Origin of the sequence: Paenibacillus sp. 2003, from assembly GCF_031455635.1 — a bacterium.
GTDB lineage: Bacteria > Bacillota > Bacilli > Paenibacillales > Paenibacillaceae > Paenibacillus > Paenibacillus amylolyticus_B.
Window position 1 is genome coordinate 283087 of the sequence record NZ_JAVDTB010000005.1, and the last position, 16109, is coordinate 299195.

19 protein-coding genes and 1 other annotated feature are annotated in these 16109 nt (G+C 46.0%); of the genes, 9 read left to right on the forward strand and 10 right to left on the reverse strand.

The genetic code is table 11. The annotated features are described in order from the left end of the window. Positions 1–36: 36 nt before the first annotated feature. Both J2X75_RS21350 and J2X75_RS21355 read right to left on the reverse strand, forming a co-directional pair. The gene (locus tag J2X75_RS21350) at positions 37–1182 is read right to left on the reverse strand and encodes a transglutaminase domain-containing protein (RefSeq protein ID WP_124117457.1); all 1146 of its coding nucleotides are present in this window, start codon (positions 1180–1182) and stop codon (positions 37–39) included. 18 nt (positions 1183–1200) lie between these two features. After that, complete coding sequence (locus J2X75_RS21355) at positions 1201–1683, reverse strand: ATPase (RefSeq protein WP_174806458.1); 483 nt, start codon at positions 1681–1683, stop codon at positions 1201–1203. 190 nt (positions 1684–1873) lie between these two features. On the opposite strand from J2X75_RS21355, the gene J2X75_RS21360 reads away from it, so the two are divergent. Both J2X75_RS21360 and J2X75_RS21365 read left to right on the forward strand, forming a co-directional pair. Further along, entirely contained in the window at positions 1874–3049 is a 1176-nt protein-coding gene (locus J2X75_RS21360; RefSeq protein WP_310339855.1) for an MFS transporter, read from the forward strand. 526 nt (positions 3050–3575) lie between these two features. Next, positions 3576–3923, forward strand: coding sequence for a toprim domain-containing protein (locus J2X75_RS21365; RefSeq protein ID WP_192135859.1), 348 nt, complete (start codon positions 3576–3578; stop codon positions 3921–3923). Between the two features lie 73 nt (positions 3924–3996). Here the strand turns inward: J2X75_RS21365 and J2X75_RS21370 are convergent, their stop codons facing one another. Next, on the reverse strand, positions 3997–4608 hold the full coding sequence (locus J2X75_RS21370) for an SCO family protein (protein ID WP_124117453.1): 612 nt from the start codon (positions 4606–4608) through the stop codon (positions 3997–3999). Between the two features lie 436 nt (positions 4609–5044). Here J2X75_RS21370 and J2X75_RS21375 point away from each other — a divergent pair, with 436 nt between their 5' ends. After that, on the forward strand, positions 5045–6025 hold the full coding sequence (locus J2X75_RS21375) for a metal-dependent hydrolase (protein ID WP_310339861.1): 981 nt from the start codon (positions 5045–5047) through the stop codon (positions 6023–6025). 116 nt (positions 6026–6141) lie between these two features. Here the strand turns inward: J2X75_RS21375 and J2X75_RS21380 are convergent, their stop codons facing one another. Then, positions 6142–6363: an alpha/beta-type small acid-soluble spore protein gene (locus J2X75_RS21380; protein ID WP_056702318.1), complete on the reverse strand. Its 222-nt coding sequence runs from the start codon at positions 6361–6363 to the stop codon at positions 6142–6144. A gap of 120 nt (positions 6364–6483) precedes the next feature. On the opposite strand from J2X75_RS21380, the gene J2X75_RS21385 reads away from it, so the two are divergent. Beyond that, positions 6484–6684 (forward strand): hypothetical protein, encoded by a 201-nt coding sequence (locus tag J2X75_RS21385; protein ID WP_310339863.1) that lies wholly within the window; start codon positions 6484–6486, stop codon positions 6682–6684. A gap of 116 nt (positions 6685–6800) precedes the next feature. Here J2X75_RS21385 and trpS read toward each other — a convergent pair whose 3' ends face one another. Continuing rightward, entirely contained in the window at positions 6801–7793 is a 993-nt protein-coding gene (gene trpS, locus J2X75_RS21390; RefSeq protein WP_310339865.1) for a tryptophan--tRNA ligase, read from the reverse strand. Between the two features lie 74 nt (positions 7794–7867). Beyond that, positions 7868–8136: a binding site (T-box leader), on the reverse strand. 245 nt (positions 8137–8381) lie between these two features. On the opposite strand from trpS, the gene J2X75_RS21395 reads away from it, so the two are divergent. Further along, positions 8382–9356: an aldose 1-epimerase gene (locus J2X75_RS21395; RefSeq protein WP_310339867.1), complete on the forward strand. Its 975-nt coding sequence runs from the start codon at positions 8382–8384 to the stop codon at positions 9354–9356. Positions 9357–9561: 205 nt separating this feature from the next. Beyond that, on the forward strand, positions 9562–9795 hold the full coding sequence (locus J2X75_RS21400; protein WP_111269531.1) for an alpha/beta-type small acid-soluble spore protein: 234 nt from the start codon (positions 9562–9564) through the stop codon (positions 9793–9795). 80 nt (positions 9796–9875) lie between these two features. Here J2X75_RS21400 and J2X75_RS21405 read toward each other — a convergent pair whose 3' ends face one another. Then, the gene (locus J2X75_RS21405; protein WP_310339870.1) at positions 9876–10289 is read right to left on the reverse strand and encodes an O-methyltransferase; all 414 of its coding nucleotides are present in this window, start codon (positions 10287–10289) and stop codon (positions 9876–9878) included. Between the two features lie 289 nt (positions 10290–10578). Then, entirely contained in the window at positions 10579–12378 is a 1800-nt protein-coding gene (locus J2X75_RS21410) for a M3 family oligoendopeptidase (RefSeq protein WP_310339872.1), read from the reverse strand. Between the two features lie 339 nt (positions 12379–12717). Here J2X75_RS21410 and J2X75_RS21415 point away from each other — a divergent pair, with 339 nt between their 5' ends. Together J2X75_RS21415 and J2X75_RS21420 are read left to right on the forward strand one after the other, a co-directional pair. Next, entirely contained in the window at positions 12718–12888 is a 171-nt protein-coding gene (locus tag J2X75_RS21415; RefSeq protein ID WP_017692379.1) for a YycC family protein, read from the forward strand. After that, positions 12885–13118, forward strand: a complete 234-nt coding sequence (locus J2X75_RS21420; RefSeq protein WP_017692378.1) for a hypothetical protein — start codon at positions 12885–12887, stop codon at positions 13116–13118. Before J2X75_RS21415 ends, J2X75_RS21420 begins: the two co-directional genes overlap by 4 nt. A gap of 12 nt (positions 13119–13130) precedes the next feature. Here J2X75_RS21420 and J2X75_RS21425 read toward each other — a convergent pair whose 3' ends face one another. From J2X75_RS21425 to J2X75_RS21435, 3 genes are all read right to left on the reverse strand, one after another. Then, positions 13131–13862: a DUF2225 domain-containing protein gene (locus J2X75_RS21425; RefSeq protein WP_076211011.1), complete on the reverse strand. Its 732-nt coding sequence runs from the start codon at positions 13860–13862 to the stop codon at positions 13131–13133. A gap of 43 nt (positions 13863–13905) precedes the next feature. Next, positions 13906–14283 carry a globin domain-containing protein gene (locus J2X75_RS21430; protein ID WP_036605723.1) on the reverse strand — a complete coding sequence of 126 codons (378 nt, stop codon included), beginning with the start codon at positions 14281–14283 and terminating at the stop codon, positions 13906–13908. 243 nt (positions 14284–14526) lie between these two features. Continuing rightward, a complete protein-coding gene (locus J2X75_RS21435) occupies positions 14527–14691 on the reverse strand; it encodes a hypothetical protein (RefSeq protein ID WP_155984997.1) in 165 nt (54 codons plus the stop codon). Between the two features lie 151 nt (positions 14692–14842). Between J2X75_RS21435 and ylbJ the strand changes: the two genes are divergently transcribed. After that, positions 14843–16096, forward strand: coding sequence for a sporulation integral membrane protein YlbJ (gene ylbJ / locus J2X75_RS21440; RefSeq protein WP_310339877.1), 1254 nt, complete (start codon positions 14843–14845; stop codon positions 16094–16096). Positions 16097–16109 lie beyond the last annotated feature (13 nt).

Genomic DNA, 16109 nt, shown 5'->3' on the forward strand with positions numbered 1-16109 from the left:
ACGTCGTCATATTCCGGACCCTTGTCCGTTGTATTGCTAAGCTGATTGATCCTTTAGATGGGTGTCGGCAAAATTCGGAGGATTAAACCAGTCTCCACTGATCGCCCATGTCGGGTCAAGCGGAACCCAGCTCTCGGAATCACTCAAATACACCTCATTCCACGCATGTGGACCGTACCCTCCCTGGCCGTTATAACCAAGCCCTGTAACAACTTTGACTTCAAGTCCTTGTGAACGGGCCATTACGGCGTAAAGACGGGCATAATCAATACATACGCCTTTGCGTGTATCAAATGTATTCTGTGGATTCTGTTCATGCCATATGCCCTTTTGCTCATAGTCATCCACTTTACCATAGTCATACTGAATACGTGAACCTACCCAGTCGTATAGCGCTCTTGCTTTGGCTTCATCTGTCGATTGGCCTTTGACAATCTCACTCGCGGCTGATTCAATATCCGTCGGAATATTATGGTCAATGACTTCATATTTGCGTTGCAGGATGCCGCCCAGTTCCTTCTGCACAGCCTGCGTAAATACGGGTAGCTTGTCCTTGATAAACGTGCCAGACAACGGTTCGATAACCGATTTGGCCCCTTGCATATAGATCGGAGATGCTTCCACATATCGGCTGAACATGCTCCCGGGGTAAAGACTGACAATCATGAACAAAACCGCAATGACAATCATTCCGCGGACGGAGCCTATGATCGTGCCAATGAATGCACCCGTCAACCGACTAAACATACCTTTAGGCGCACTTTCCTCGGCTGACCCCTGCCTGCTGCTAAAAATAAATGAAGAGAGAAACCCGAGAATCAGTCGGATGAGTCCATAGCTTAATACAAATAACACAGCGAACCGCATCAGCGGAAAATCTGCAATCGCCGTAACCAACGTATAATACATCTGTTCCCACCGGTTCAACTCACGATTAGGCATGGCAGAAGCATACTCAGACAGCCACTGCTGTACATATGGTGCAAGCCACAATGTTAAACCGATCGACAACAGAATACCAATGACCGCCATAATGCCATCCATCAGGAACCCAAAGAGTCTGCCTGCTGAACGCGAAGCCCCTCTGGACCAACCCTGCAATAATGAAGCAGCCACAATCAGCAACAGCATAATCGTGATGCCATTCAATTCCTTCAGGCTGTCCAGCCAATTCTGCAGCACGTACCGATTCCCCCTTTACTACGATGCTGGTGCTGTTTTGTTCTCCTGTGCCTGTTCGACAAACGTACGTATAGTTTCATTGTCGAGTTTCCATTCGCCAAGTGAAATTCCGCGGAAGGTCACATCAACTTTATCCGATTGAGTTCTGCCCTTAATCTCCACATTGGGACTTGTGATGGTGAACGCTCCATCCTGTCCTTTGACGTATTTCGCTTTGGAAGCCTCTTTAAGCATCATGCTGGTTGCTTCCTTCTTCAATGTGTCCATCGTGCTGGATTGTACGTCTGTCACTGTCTGTTTGATCTGATCAATGGAGATGCCGCTGTATATCAGTAGAGCCGCAATAATGATGATGGCAATCGCCCATTTCAATACGGTTTTGACCACATTCAGAACAAAGAACAATATGATCAATGCAACCACGATCACCAGCCAGTTCTGCATTACAAACTCTTTGATTACTTCTATGTTCATGACTACACCTTCCGTATTAGAATTCATTCGTAACACTCCCGAATATTATACATGATTTCCGAAGCTGCTGTCAGCTAAGCCCTCTCCCTTAAAAATAAACGGTCTAAGTTCGTCCCGCCGGGCGTACAAGTAGTACCATGAGGTTCTGCCGGGCGAACGGGGAACACGTTCAAGGCCTGTAGTTTGAACAAGCATCGCTTAACAAGGAGGGGCTTATGTGAAAACGGCCATCTGGCTATACCTGTTTTTGTTCCTTGCTGTATTTGATCTGCACGCCCAGTATCCCATTCTGACCCCTTTTGCCATCTCGCTGGGAGCCGCCCCTACCTTCATTGGCTGGATGATGGGCATCTATTCCTTAACGCATCTTCCTGGCAATCTGATTGCTGGAACACAAATCGATAAACATGGCAGTCGCCGCTACATTGTATTCAGTCTGCTCGGTGCAGGATTCATCCTGCTCCTGCAAGCCTATGTCCAGACACCATGGCAACTGCTGGCGCTGCGTTCCATCAGCGGGTTTGTGCTGGCCTTCCTGTCTCCTGCATGTCTCGCCCTGCTTGCACAGTTATCCAGCGATCCGGTGAAACAGGGGAAGTATATGTCAGGTCATGGGGTAGTACATACCCTCGCATCTGTGGTATCGCCAGCAGCCGGTGCGATCATTGTGGGTTCCATGGGATTCTCTGCTACATTCTCAGGATTGGGCTATCTGCTTATTCTCACAGGTGTCATTGCTTTTATGACCATGCCCCGCGGCATCATCAAGCAGCATGAGAAAGTAACGGTACCTGCCAAACCTGACGTTTTACCAGCAGATGCCACAAGTGCATTCCTGCCGGTGTCCTGGCGATACTTTGCCTTGCCTCTGGTGATTGCCTGTGCTCAAGGGATTCTCTTCTTCGAATTACCCCTGCGGGGAGGAGGACAATCGTCCATCATGTCTACCGGACTGCTGTTCTCTATAATCAGTATTGGGGCACTCTTCACACTCAGCATGTTATTCCTCAACCGGTATTCCCCCAAGCTGCGTCTGGTTGCGGGCGTGCTGTTAATGTCCTTGTGTTTTTTTGTGATGGCAGCTATTCCGCAGGTTCCGTTGTCCACCGTATTGTTTGCACTCGGGATGTCCAAAGGCGTTATCTTTCCAGCTATGGCTACCCTATTTATTCGTCTGAGTGGAGGAAGCAGGTTGGGCCGCATTTTCTCGCTGCAATCCATTGCAACTTCCATCGGTTCATTTATCGGCCCCATCACGGCTGGACAACTCCGTGTCGGGTTATCGCCATATTTCATCGCCTTTGTTTTATTAATGATTGGTATGCTGCTGCTTCCATACTATACATCCAGACGCGAAGCATCCCTCACCGATCCCAAAAGTATATTAAATTAGGCCTGTATCAAGCTCTTCTTCCCTACCGTTATGACAGCAATTAGGCCAGTATTTTCATTAGCTTTGCATCATTCCCCCATTTACAGCTAAACTATATAAAATGGACTAACGTTTTACACACGAACGGAACGACCTAGGGGGCATAAGCGCTGTCTTCAAGATTTCAACTTTTTCTTAAATATCATCATTAGGTATGGACGATCATTGGAAGTAGTGAAGGGGACGGAATCGATTTTGAAGAAGCGGTAGCGTTCGCCTTTGTCTCCATATTTCAACCTATAAAAAATAAAATCAATCAGAAATTTGGAGACAACAGCGATCGAAGGAACGATCCGTAACCGTAACGACCACTACTGATCAGAAATAATTCCTGATGTATGTGAAGAAGAATTTAGAAATCAGACGTGCTCCTGTCCGCGTGGTGAACAGTGTAAAGAAAGGAGTCCTTTTTATATAATCAGTCGATTTTCGCTGCAACATTTCCCGGGGAATGTCGACATAAGCTCTCGAACAAGAGGTGAATATCATGCCTATTCATGTCATTGTGGAAGGTAAGAATGATCGAAGCAAACTGAAACGTCTGGTTGGACCCGAAATCAACATTTTATGCACGTTTGGAACGCTTAATTCACTTAAGCTGGAGACATTGCGCAAACAAGTCGGATATGATGAAGTTTATTTATTTATGGATAATGACAGTTCCGGCAAAAAAATTAGAGGTGTGCTTCGGGATGCATTCCCGGATGCAGTACAGATGTATACACGACGAGGATATGCGGGTGTGGAAGGAACACCTGATGAGTATATCATTGCCCAGCTGGAGAAAGCCGGGTTAGAGACATACATCCAATACCCTGAACATCCTTCCTTTTAAAAGAAATGCCAAAAGGCTGCCTTAGGTTGATATCCAACCTGAAGGCAGCCTTTACAGTATGATGATCAGATGATTATTCCTTTATCAGATTACGAATATCCTCGGCAATGACAGCTGGCACAACATCCTCTGTATTAAATGCGTTATATACCTTGCGCAGCTGGTTGTTCTCATCCACCAACCCGATCATGTTCATATGGGCAAAATCGTCCTTATTCTCTCCTTCGATCAGGATCTGGAATGAATCCCTGGCCAACTGTTTGGTTTTGTCCATATCCCCTCGCAAGAAGTACCATCCGGAATAATCCGCGTGGAAGCGGTCCGCAAACGTCTTAATCTTCTCTCTTGTATCGACTTTCGGGTCGAATGAAATAGAGACAAATGAGACATCTTTACCGAAGGTGTCGTCCTCTTTCAACAGATCCTGCACCTGGGATAATGTAAACGTCGTAATCGGGCAGACATCCGGACAACTGGTGAAATAAAAGTAGAACAATCGGACTTTCCCTTGAGTATCCTCCAGTGATACCGTACTGCCATCTACATTTTCCATGGAAAAGGATTGGATTTCACGAATCTCGGGTAATTTTTCCTTACTGGCAAATACGGTGCCCCACATCAGATACACAGCCATTATCAGTGCGAGCCCGAGCAGCATCCATGTCCATTTGTACTTTTTCAGCATCTTCCTCGTCCCTTCTGTATCTTCTCTTATGAATACGCATACATATGTGAACCCAAAATCACGTTTGTTTCGCTTCATCCATCTACTGTGACATATGTATTCAAAGAAACCTACTTATTATGAGATTCTATAATATTGTAACGGTTAAAAGGAACAATGCCCATAAATTATTTTAGCGTTGTATATCATTCGAATAGTATCGTACGTTCTCTGGCGCTTTTTCTCACTGTATCCGATATAAAGTTTATCATAGGAACTGCCAAAATAGTTTGACAAACTACGTACATTTATTGGGTATGTCACAGGAAATTGTCATAACTTTGAAATTAGGGATGTTTTGCATCCTGACAGACGGATATTATACACTATATATGGGTATCACCTAGATAGAGAAGTAATATGCCTTAGAACGATACACCACACAAAGGAGACGTTTATGGATACCTCTACACATTTTGTCATGGGGATTGGTTTAGCCGGTCTGGCTTATGTCGACCCTGTTGTCGCGGCTAGTCCCATGCTTGCAGCTGCGGTAATGGTTGGCACGATCGCCGGTTCCCAGGCCCCTGACATCGATACTGCGTTACGTCTCAAAAGCAATTCGCTTTACATTCGGAATCATCGGGGATTGTCACACTCTCTGCCATTTCTCCTGTTATGGGTTTTGCTCATCACCGGCGTCATTGCACTGATATTCCCTGGTGTCCCTATTGGACACGTTGCCACCTGGACCGCTGTGGCCGTAGGCTTTCACGTATTCACCGATCTGTTCAACACCTATGGAACCCAAGCCGCCCGGCCTTTTACGGAACGCTGGATCGCCTGGAATATCATTCATATTTTTGATCCGTTTCTATTCACCACGCACGTCGTGGCTATCCTGTTATGGGCCTTTGATCTGTTCGCCCCTGCACCAATCTTCATTACGTTGTATAGCTTGACCGGTTTATATTATATATGGCGAACGATTGCTCGTGCACAAGCAGTCAGAAAAGTTAGACGTCTCGACAACAGCCCAGAGCAGGCAAGATACATCGTCATTCCAACAATATCCTGGAACCGCTGGCATGTGGTTAAACGAGTTGAGGACGGCAGTTATGTGATCGGTAAAATGGATGGTTCTAATCTGGTATGGAGTCTGCACGCCTCGTCTTCTACTCATGCCGCCGTTGCTGCTTCACGCAAATCACCGGAAGTCAGCGCATTCCTCTATTTCACCTCCTATGCGGTGGCAGAGGTAGAAGAACTGCCTGCCGGTTACAAGGTCCGCTGGGCAGATGTACGTTATCGACACCGAAAACAATATCCATTTGTCGCTGTAATTGTGATGGATCGGAATTTTGAGACGATTGATACTTATGTAGGCTGGTTAAGCGATGAGAAAATGGATAAAAAACTTTTATCTGCACGCCCTTGACGAAGTGAGCATGGCAAGGCACAATCAGACATAGGAACTGATACGCGAGAAAGCCCGGAGCGTTTCCGCTCCGGGCTTTCTGTTTATCCTGTTTTGTTGCTGTTGGTTAAGATAAATTATTTGCCAGACCCAGCCAGAGACTGCTCAGCGATTTGTACCAGACGTTTGGTGATATATCCACCCAGAGATCCTGTTTCACGGGAAGTGTAGTTACCATAGTAACCGTCTTGTGGGATAGTTACACCCAGTTCCTGTGCAGCCTCCATTTTCAATTGTTGCAGTGCTGCAGTCGCTTGAGGTACCACCAAGTTGTTTGAAGAACGAGATCCTTGAGCCATAATTTATAATCTCCTTTCAATCTGTGTCTGTAATGTATTGCAAGCTTGCAAGATTATTATGGCTCGTACGCTTCAGGTTATACGGAATTTTACTAAATTTGTAGATGGAGGTTTTTCCCAATGAGTAAAGGCTTATCCTTATGGTTCGCATTCTCTTCGATTATTTTGTTAACGGTTTCAGCAATTATGATCTCCTACTCCGGTTGGTTTGCTGCACTGATGTTTGTCCTGTCCATTGCCAACATTGGCTGGGGATTCGTGATTCGCGCCAAAAAAGAACGTCAGGAAGTTCGCTCGACCGCTTCAGAGCCTACTTCTTGAACAGGTCATTTGATAGTTCAATAATGAACGCACAAATAAAGAGGAGTCCTTCAATAGGGCTCCTCTTTATTCATGTTAACTATTCAATGCGTGAAATATGATGATCTTGTACACCACTACAGTTTACGTCTAGGAACAAACCCCATACGTTCTTTCACTGCATCCAACGTTTGAGCAGCAACTTCTTCTGCACGGCGGGCTGACGTATCCAAGACTTCAGCCAATTCGCCAGACTCACGAATCTCATTATACCGTTGTTGCAGCGGTTCAATCACAGATACAACCACTTCAGCCAGTTCCTTTTTGAACGGACCATACATCTTGCCTTCATAACGCTCAGCTACTTCCTTAAGCGTCATACCGGCACATTCCGCGTAGATACTCATCAGATTGCTAACTTCCGGTTTGTTCGCCGGATCGTATACCACTTCACGCCCGGAATCCGTTGTAGCACGGCTGATTTTTTTGCGAATAACATCTGGCGGATCAAGTAGAGCGATATAGCTGCCAGCGTTAGGGTTACTTTTGCTCATTTTCGAAGAGGCATCATCAAGTGACATTACCCGTGCACCTACCTGTGGGATATACGGATCTGGAATGGTGAAGTACTCCCCATAACGGTGGTTAAAACGTCCTGCCAGATCACGTGTCAGCTCCAAATGCTGCTTCTGGTCCTCACCTACTGGTACAAGGTCAGCATTGTATAACAAAATATCAGCCGCCATTAATGATGGATAAACGAACAGTCCGGCACCAACGGAGTCTTTACCGGATGATTTATCCTTAAATTGAGTCATACGCTCAAGCTCACCCATGGAGGTCAGCGTAGTCATCAACCAGCCCAGTTCCGCGTGCTGCGGTACATGGGATTGCAGAAATACGTTGGATTTCGACGGATCAATGCCTGCTGCAATAAACAGCGCAGCTACCGCTTCCGACTGTTCACGCAATGCTGCCGGCTCTTGAGCCACGGTGATGGCATGAAGATCAACCACCATGAAATGACACTGATAGTCATGCTGAAGTTTCACAAAATTTTTGATTGCACCAATATAATTACCTAATGTGAGCTTGCCGCTCGGTTGAATACCTGAAAGTACTGTTTTCATTGCACATAACGCCTCCCTGATTGTATATAAAAAGCTCCCGCCATTCTCTGCGAACGCAAAAAGGCCCCACATCCGCAAGGGACGTGAGACCGTGGTGCCACCCTTATTCGCTTTTCTTCCATTGCTCCTGACCCTGAATTCAAGTCAAGCTGAAGAAATGCCTTCATTGTTCCGTAACGTGGATTATACGGCAGACTCTAGTGGGGCAAGCCTATCGTTGGCTACGCCTGTTCAAATCCACACTCAAGGGTCCATTCGGTAAAAAGCTCACACCGGTTTACATCAACCACCGGCTTTCTGAAGAGAGTTCTCTTGGCCTACTTATCCCTGTCATCGATTTCATGTCATTCAATTCTAATAAATGCTTTCAGAGTTCCATCTTAATGCGCACAGGCGCGAATGTCAAAATGAGTTGAACTTTTTTACCCGAGACATCAAAATCTGTTATGATGGAATTGCTTATCCTGTTGCCTTCTTCACACGAAATAGCGCAGGAAATAGCTGGCATGTACACAACGACACGCCTGCAGCAGTAGCTTCATCACAACTGCTTGCAGACAGATTTCAAGTGGGAAAAGGAGCATCGATATGAAACAAGTGACCAAAGGCCAATGGAATGGTTACGACACGTATATCCTACATAGCCGTGAATTGGAAATCACCCTGCTGCCGCGTCTTGGAAATAATATTATTTCTATTCGCGATTTAGTGCAGGACAGAGATGTCGTCCGTCGTCCGGATGAAGACGATCTTGCCTTTTATTTGCAGAAGCCGTACCATTTTGGCGTTCCTCTTCTGATTCCACCAGGACGCATTCATCGGGGACAATTCGAATATGAAGGTGTTCGTTACCAGTTTGATCAGAACACGGCGAATGACAACCATATACACGGTCTCCACCGTACCCAATCCTGGTGTGTCAGTGACATTGAGGAAGATGAAGACGGCTGTGCAATTACGACCGAATTACTGACTGAAAATGAAGAGCACTGGATGGCTCAATTCCCGATTCCCCTGAAGCTTGAGATGACGTTCAGTCTGCAAAACGCTGTATTTAGCCAGCGTCTGCGAGTCACCAATCTGAGCTCAACACCTGCTCCATTCGGGATGGGATATCATACATGGTTTTTGTTAGACGGCAAACCTGCCGACTGGACATTGCAAGTGCCTGTGTCCGGACTATACGGACAGAATGAAGAACAACTCCCTACAGGTGAAATAGAATCTCTAGGTGAATGGTCTGCTCTGAACGAAGGCATCAACTTGAAGGGACGTAACTGGGATACTTTGTTGAAAGCTACCGAAGGTGAACCAGCCACGGCTTACTTACGCAGACAAGATGGATATACATTGAAATATTCAGCAGATGAAGCATTTTTCAAACATTGGGTTCTCTTTACCAAAGGTGAATCCGATCAGTTTCTGTGCATTGAACCGTACACTTGGCTCCCGGATGCACCTAATTTGGCTTTATCGGATGAACAAACCGGGTTGATTCGCTTGGAACCGGAACAGCCTGTTGAGTTATTTACACGTATTGAGGTTGTACCTCCTACAGACTAAACGAGCTGATCATCCTCTATTTTGCTTTTACGCATATCACCCTATATTTTGATATCCATATACAACTTGTCGACCCGCATTGGGTCGGCTTTTTTATGTGTCCTGTGCACTGATATTTATCCATATTTTCCCTTACACCATATCATGTATATTTCCTTATTCTCTAACCATACTAACATCACCAACCCATAAGGAGGTGACACATATGTACGGAAGTCAAAACCAAGGTAGCGGTAGCCGCTCCAACAACCTGGTCGTTCCCCAAGCAACAGCAGCATTGCAACAATTGAAAATGGAAGCTGCTCAAGAGCTGGGTGTAACTATTCCACAAGATGGTTACTACGGTAACTATACTTCCCGTGAGACAGGTTCTCTGGGTGGATACATCACTAAACGTCTGGTGCAAATCGCTGAGCAGCAATTATCGGGTCGTTCGTAAGCTCGTAATTATTGCTTAAGTAGCGTTAAAAAAACAAAAGCGGCCTTCTTCGGAAGTGCCGCTTTCTCTTGTGCAATGAATTATGAGGTCGACTCCATACCTGAATCCTTGTTGTATGTATTGGTTCTAGGATAACGAATCATAAGGCTGGCCATATTGTAATTGGATTCCATCGTTGCATCTACCAAAATCATACCTTGTCTTACTGTGAAGTCGTATGATATCTCGCCATGCGTCCAATTGCGTTTGAATTTCAACGTCTCCAGTGCCATTGCCCGGAAAGATGTTCTCTGGGTTTCGTTTAGCCCCCCTTCCTCCACATCCATCTGCCCATCTCGTCCAGCTATCGGATTATGTCGAATACCGAATTTCCCAATTACGTTGTTTCGTATTTGCACAAAAACTACCCCTGAATCTAACCCTGATAACTCATTATCAAGTTCTTTGAACACCAGATCCAACTGCCTCGCTAATGAAAGCTCATCAATTTTCATATTAACACTCTCCTTATATGCTTATAGTCCTATAAATCAAGGACTTACGACTCATTATATGACATCATATGTGCTCATTCAACAAAGAACGGCAAAGTTGGGTATTTCTAACTATGATTTGCACAATTAATTGCCATTTCACTCCCCTAAACTGAGCTTTTTCTTTCATTTGCGACAAAATATTTAAACCTTAAAAATTAGGATCGCGAACAAAAAAAGGTTGCAATCCTGTGTCTGTTAACAGGGGATTGCAGCCTTTTTCATATATATTCAACCTATTATATTCAACCTATTTTTCGGTTGCTGTCATCTGCAGAAACTGCTCAATATCGGCAATAACCAAGTCCGCAGCATTTTGCCAGAAATCCGGTTGCGTCAGATCGGTACCCAAATGTTTCTGAGCGAGTTCTTCGACCGTCATACGTCCTGTATCACGCAATAAATCATCATATTTATCTGCAAATGCTGTACCTTCCTGCTGCGCTCTTGCATAGATTCCCGCACTGAACATATAACCGAACGTGTATGGGAAATTATAGAATGGCACACCTGTCAGATAGAAATGAAGTTTGGATGCCCAGAAATGAGGATGATCTGATGCAAGTGCACCACAGAACGCTTCCTGTTGCGCCTCCACCATTAATTTGGATAATTCATCCGCGTTGACCAGCCCTTTTTTGCGTTGTTCATAGAAACGATTCTCAAACAGGAACCGGGCATGGATGTTCATAAAGAAAGCCACACTTCGCTGTATCTTGTCTTCCAGCAAAGCCAGCTTCTCTTGCTCATCTGTTGCCGCCTGCACCAGGGCATCTGCTACAATCAGTTCAGCAAACGTGGACGCTGTCTCAGCCACATTCATCGCATAACGTTGATTCAATGCAGGCAACTCTTCCATAATGTGTTGATGATATCCATGACCAAGTTCATGCGCAAGAGTCGACACATTAGATGGTGTCCCGGAGAAGGTCATGAAAATTCGGGTTGCTTTGCTAAGTGGCAAAGACGTACAGAATCCGCCTGGACGTTTGCCAGGACGGTCTTCTGCTTCGATCCAGCGTTTCTCAAAAGCCATCTCTGCAAACGAGGAAAGTTTAGGACTGAACTTGGCAAACTGTTCAACAATATTGATGGCTGCCTCATCGTAAGTGATTTTGCCACTCGATTTACCTACAGGTGCATCTACATCACTCCAGCTGAGCTTGTCTACCCCCAGCAGTTCTGCCTTGCGCTCCAGATATTGAACAAGCGCAGGTTTGGCACCGTTAATCACATCCCACATCGTATCCAGTGTCTGACGTGACATCCGGTTGATGGCCAGCGGTTCTTTGAGGATATCATCCCAGCCACGTTTCTCATATAACTTCAGACGGAATCCTGCGAGGTGGTTCAGTGTATCTGCACAGAAATCTTCGACATCGGTCCAAGCCTGCTCCCAGTTTGCGAATACCGTCTCGCGTACATTCCGATCACTATCGCTCAGCTTGTTGGCAGCCTGTCCTGCGGAGAGCATCACCGTCTCCCCATCTTGCTCAAATGGAATGTTCACCTTGCTGACAATCGTGTTATAGAATTTGCCCCAACCATGGTAACCATCCACACCCAGATCCAGTGCAAGACCTTCAAGTTCCGGCGACAGCTTCTCACGAGCCAGCGTGCGACTCTCGTTTAATACAAATGCCAGCGGCTGAATATCTTCCCGAGCAATCCAAGCGCCCCACACCGAATCCGATGTCTGACTGAGTGTATTATCGAACTTTGATTTGCTGCCGTTCAGCATCGCTGCAATAGAACTGATGGCCCCTTGAAGCTGGGTTGCCTTTTTGTCCTTCTGGTTTTGTGATGAAAGACAGGATACAAACGCAGAACCTTCCGATATGCGAACATAACAGCTTTGCAGCAGTTCCAAAATCGGATCAAATGCTGCCGTCTCTTCTAATGAAGTCGGTGCAGGTGTTTCGTTCAACAGATGTTGCAGTTTACGTACATCCTCTTCCAATTCAATCAGATACGCAGCAAATGTCTCGGAGGAAGAACCTCCACTAAAAATGGACTCCAGATCCCATACGGGGTGTAGTGGCGTTTTCATTTAATAAGGCACCTCTCTCTATAAATTGGATGGTTAGGATTGAATTAAAAACTGGTTTTCTGTATGCTGTATCTCTATACTAGAGAAATAGCTACAGAGGTTGTTCAAAAAGTCCACTTTTGATTACGAATCATGCCTACCGGCATCATCAGCATCGAATATGAAATTCAGCCGAAATAAGCGGATGCTTCCGAAGGTTGTTTCCTTTGGAAACAATGTAGTTGCTCACGTAGTTTGCCTACGCTCCGCTACTCCATTTCTAGCTTCATTCCATCTTCTCGGTACTGAAAACCAGACTTTTTGAACATGTATTTATAGTAACTTTCAGGAGGTAAACGTATGAAACCTTTACAAGTATCGGCTGATACAGCCGTCAAATTAGCAGAATCCTTAGGTGTACCTTTGGAGCACCTGATGCACATGCCCCAACATATCCTGATGCAGAAGATTGCGGAACTCGCCAAACAAGAAGCCTCCAAACCTTCCGCACCAGAAGGCGAACAAGAATGATTCCGTTTGAGAACAGCTGGCCTTACGATATTGTGATGGGAGACATCTATGTACAGCAATGTCCCTACTGTCATGCAAGCAACGTGCTGCTCCCCCTCAAACCAAAAGAGCTTGTGCTCATTCGCGAAGGCAAAAAGAAACTACTGGTCTTTCCCTGTTGTAATACAAGTATGACCGTGATCGACAACGACAGTGACTATTTGTTATCCAGCCGTCCAGTCCGTAACTAATGTAAGATCAACTTAGAGGGGGCTGCGCTTCGCAGCCTCTTTGTCTGTTTCCAGCATCTCTTCTGGGAGTTCCAATTTACTTGAAATCATCTGCTCACGCAGCACGGCCCACTGTTCCCTTGAAGCACGAATCATGGCCGCATCTGTGATCCGCTTGTCATGAATGACCTTGCTGAACCATTGCACTGCTTCATTAAACCGTCCTACCCTGCGGTTCAATTCCCCGAGCAAATACAACAGTTTAGCTTCATTGCCACCCGTTCCTTCACGTTCGAACACCTTCACATAGGCTTCAAGGCTAAATTCAAGAAAACGATGTTCCTGTGCATGGTCCTCCATATAACGATACAACCAAGCTATGTGATGCAACAGACCAGCGACGACACGATCTTTCTCCTGGATAACCTGTGCGCACAGCAAGGCAAGTTTGTACGTAGCCAGCGCCTGTTCCAGTGTTCGTGCTCCGCTATAATCACGTTTAACCCAGCGGTTACCGATCTGTTCCTTAAAAGCCTTGCGCTGAGCATCATTCAAATGCTCCGTTGCGTTCTCCGTGGAGGCAAACCCGCACTGCGGACAGATGCGAACCACATAAAAATCTGGATTCTCCAGTTTGTAGTACGCACAAAAATCCGAATCCGTCCGGTAGGGCCTTTTCAAACTCGGTCTTACCCGTGAGGTTTCATACTCGGTTTCGCAATAATGGCAGGTCACTTTCACCTTATACAGCGGCTCTAATTCCAATCTCTTCCATCCCTCTCCCGTACGCTTATAATCATATTCGGAACTACGGTGTATTCACAAAGTGATGTGCAGGCCCGGATAAACGCTGCAGGATAAACGAATGCAAGGGCTCCTCCACACCAATCTGTGTTAAGGCTTGATCCATACATGCAAGCCAAGCCTCAGCCCGTTCAACCGTCACTTCAAAATGCATATGACGGGCACGCATCATTGGATGTCCAAACGCCTCGGAAAACAGCCCTGGTCCTCCAAAAAACTGAGACAAAAACATATACTGCTTGTCGATGACCGGCTGAATATCTTCCGGGAAAAGCGGAGCCAGCTGCTCATTCTGCTGAACGATCGGATAGAAAGCCTCGACCAGTGCGCGAACACCTTTCTCACCACCAAGATTGTCATAAATACTCAAACTGGGATTCATTCATCTGATTCCCCTTTCTGATGTCGAATTTTGCCATATATTACACGTTCCATGAACATTGTGAAAACAGTAACAATATCCAGGCCCCAAAAGCCTTTATCTTCATTCTATCAAAAAAAACCAAAAAGTCCTATATAACATGAAATCATCAGGACATGTAACCTGCCATCTATATATAGGACTTCTTCAAAACACAACACAAAAAAAGCGCCAACCGCATAGGTTGGCGCACTAGATATTCCATTAATAACTCCGCCAGTCCTCTTCCTCAGAGCGTACCAGCGAGGCACGTATCACATATACAAAAGCACAGACCAGGATTCCGGTGACAAGACTCATGATCATCACTCCATCCGAATTGAATTCCACCTTGGAGACAATTAGGTGACGTTCAGGCGTTTTTCTCATTTTAGCACACATCACTCAAAAACACAGCCACTTTTGCAAGCGCTTTCTACGTATAATTTTGTACTGTTTGTCCACTTTTTTTCATATATTGATGGCAATAACATCACAGACTTCCGCACATCGACCATTCCAAAATAAAGGAGAAGAATTCATGGCTGCTTCACAACGACTCACCCATGTCCTGGTCACACTCGCTCTCCTGATCCTTTGTGTATTAATGGTCTTGTATCCAGCGGAAACCTGGCATGCAGGTGTACGCGGACTGTCCATCTGGTGGGACGTATTGTTTCCCTCCCTTTTTCCTTTTTTGGTGCTGTCCGAGCTGCTGCTCGGCTTTGGCATTGTTCATTTCCTAGGCACATTGCTGAATCCACTGATGCGTCCATTGTTTCGTGTTCCCGGAAGCGGTGGTTTTGTATTTGCCGTGAGCTGTGCATCCGGTTATCCTACAGGGGCGAAACTGACCGCCCAGTTATGGGAACAAAAGCTGGTTACCCGGGAAGAAGGAGAACGGCTCGTTGCCTTCACTACATCATCCGATCCGATCTTCATGATTGGAGCCGTATCGGTTGGGTTCTTCCATAATGTCGCCATTGCTCCAGTATTGGTTGCGAGCCATTACGCTGCAGCTTTTCTGGTGGGTATGCTCATGCGTTTTCACGGGGGTACAGCAAAAGGCTCACAGCCAGAAATCTCTTCTGGATCTCCATCGGAGGAAATACCTAAAAACAGACTGGTCCGGGCCATCTATGCGATGCATGAAGCAAGAAAGGCTGACGGACGGGCATTTGGTGAACTGCTGCGCCAGGCAGTCTCCTCATCCCTTCGCCTTATTATTATCGTAGGAGGGCTGGTTGTATTCTTCTCGGTCATGATGGAGCTGCTTGTACAGACCGGTTGGCTTGGCGGATTATACGGGATAACCGAGCAATTGTTACGACATAGCGGACTGCCTCCATCTTTATCTCCTAGCTTGGTCGGTGGGCTGTTTGAAGTAACGCTGGGGAACAAAGAGGCTGGGAGTGCCGGGGCATCCATCCCACTCGTCTATAAAGTAGCAGCAGCAGCCTTTGTTCTCTCCTGGGGCGGATTATCCGTCCATGCACAGATTATGAGTGTTCTTAGCAACACACCCATGAGATACGGTCCATTTCTATTTGCCAGAGCAATTCATGCCCTAATCGCACCTGTGCTGGTCCTGCTGTTATGGACACCCATGATGAGCCGTTCCTCTTCACCCGTTCTCATGGAGCCCGGTTTCATCCCATCGTTATCAACATATACACCGGACTGGGGACTGATTTTCTTGTCAGGAATGATTGTTTTTGTAAGCCTCATCGTGTTGTTGTTATTTCTAGCGATATTAAGTTCCATTCTCAAGCCTAGACGACATGCCAAAAAATAAGTCAACGATTCAT

Excerpts from the sequence above, each read along its gene's own strand:
- J2X75_RS21355 (WP_174806458.1), bottom strand. The coding sequence starts at position 1,683 with ATGAATTCTAATACGGAAGGTGTAGTCATGAACATAGAAGTAATCAAA.
- J2X75_RS21365 (WP_192135859.1), top strand. The coding sequence starts at position 3,576 with ATGCCTATTCATGTCATTGTGGAAGGTAAGAATGATCGAAGCAAACTG.
- J2X75_RS21370 (WP_124117453.1), bottom strand. The coding sequence starts at position 4,608 with ATGCTGAAAAAGTACAAATGGACATGGATGCTGCTCGGGCTCGCACTG.
- J2X75_RS21375 (WP_310339861.1), top strand. The coding sequence starts at position 5,045 with ATGGATACCTCTACACATTTTGTCATGGGGATTGGTTTAGCCGGTCTG.
- J2X75_RS21380 (WP_056702318.1), bottom strand. The coding sequence starts at position 6,363 with ATGGCTCAAGGATCTCGTTCTTCAAACAACTTGGTGGTACCTCAAGCG.
- J2X75_RS21385 (WP_310339863.1), top strand. The coding sequence starts at position 6,484 with ATGAGTAAAGGCTTATCCTTATGGTTCGCATTCTCTTCGATTATTTTG.
- trpS (WP_310339865.1), bottom strand. The coding sequence starts at position 7,793 with ATGAAAACAGTACTTTCAGGTATTCAACCGAGCGGCAAGCTCACATTA.
- J2X75_RS21395 (WP_310339867.1), top strand. The coding sequence starts at position 8,382 with ATGAAACAAGTGACCAAAGGCCAATGGAATGGTTACGACACGTATATC.
- J2X75_RS21400 (WP_111269531.1), top strand. The coding sequence starts at position 9,562 with ATGTACGGAAGTCAAAACCAAGGTAGCGGTAGCCGCTCCAACAACCTG.
- J2X75_RS21405 (WP_310339870.1), bottom strand. The coding sequence starts at position 10,289 with ATGAAAATTGATGAGCTTTCATTAGCGAGGCAGTTGGATCTGGTGTTC.
- J2X75_RS21410 (WP_310339872.1), bottom strand. The coding sequence starts at position 12,378 with ATGAAAACGCCACTACACCCCGTATGGGATCTGGAGTCCATTTTTAGT.
- J2X75_RS21415 (WP_017692379.1), top strand. The coding sequence starts at position 12,718 with ATGAAACCTTTACAAGTATCGGCTGATACAGCCGTCAAATTAGCAGAA.
- J2X75_RS21420 (WP_017692378.1), top strand. The coding sequence starts at position 12,885 with ATGATTCCGTTTGAGAACAGCTGGCCTTACGATATTGTGATGGGAGAC.
- J2X75_RS21430 (WP_036605723.1), bottom strand. The coding sequence starts at position 14,283 with ATGAATCCCAGTTTGAGTATTTATGACAATCTTGGTGGTGAGAAAGGT.
- J2X75_RS21435 (WP_155984997.1), bottom strand. The coding sequence starts at position 14,691 with ATGAGAAAAACGCCTGAACGTCACCTAATTGTCTCCAAGGTGGAATTC.
- ylbJ (WP_310339877.1), top strand. The coding sequence starts at position 14,843 with ATGGCTGCTTCACAACGACTCACCCATGTCCTGGTCACACTCGCTCTC.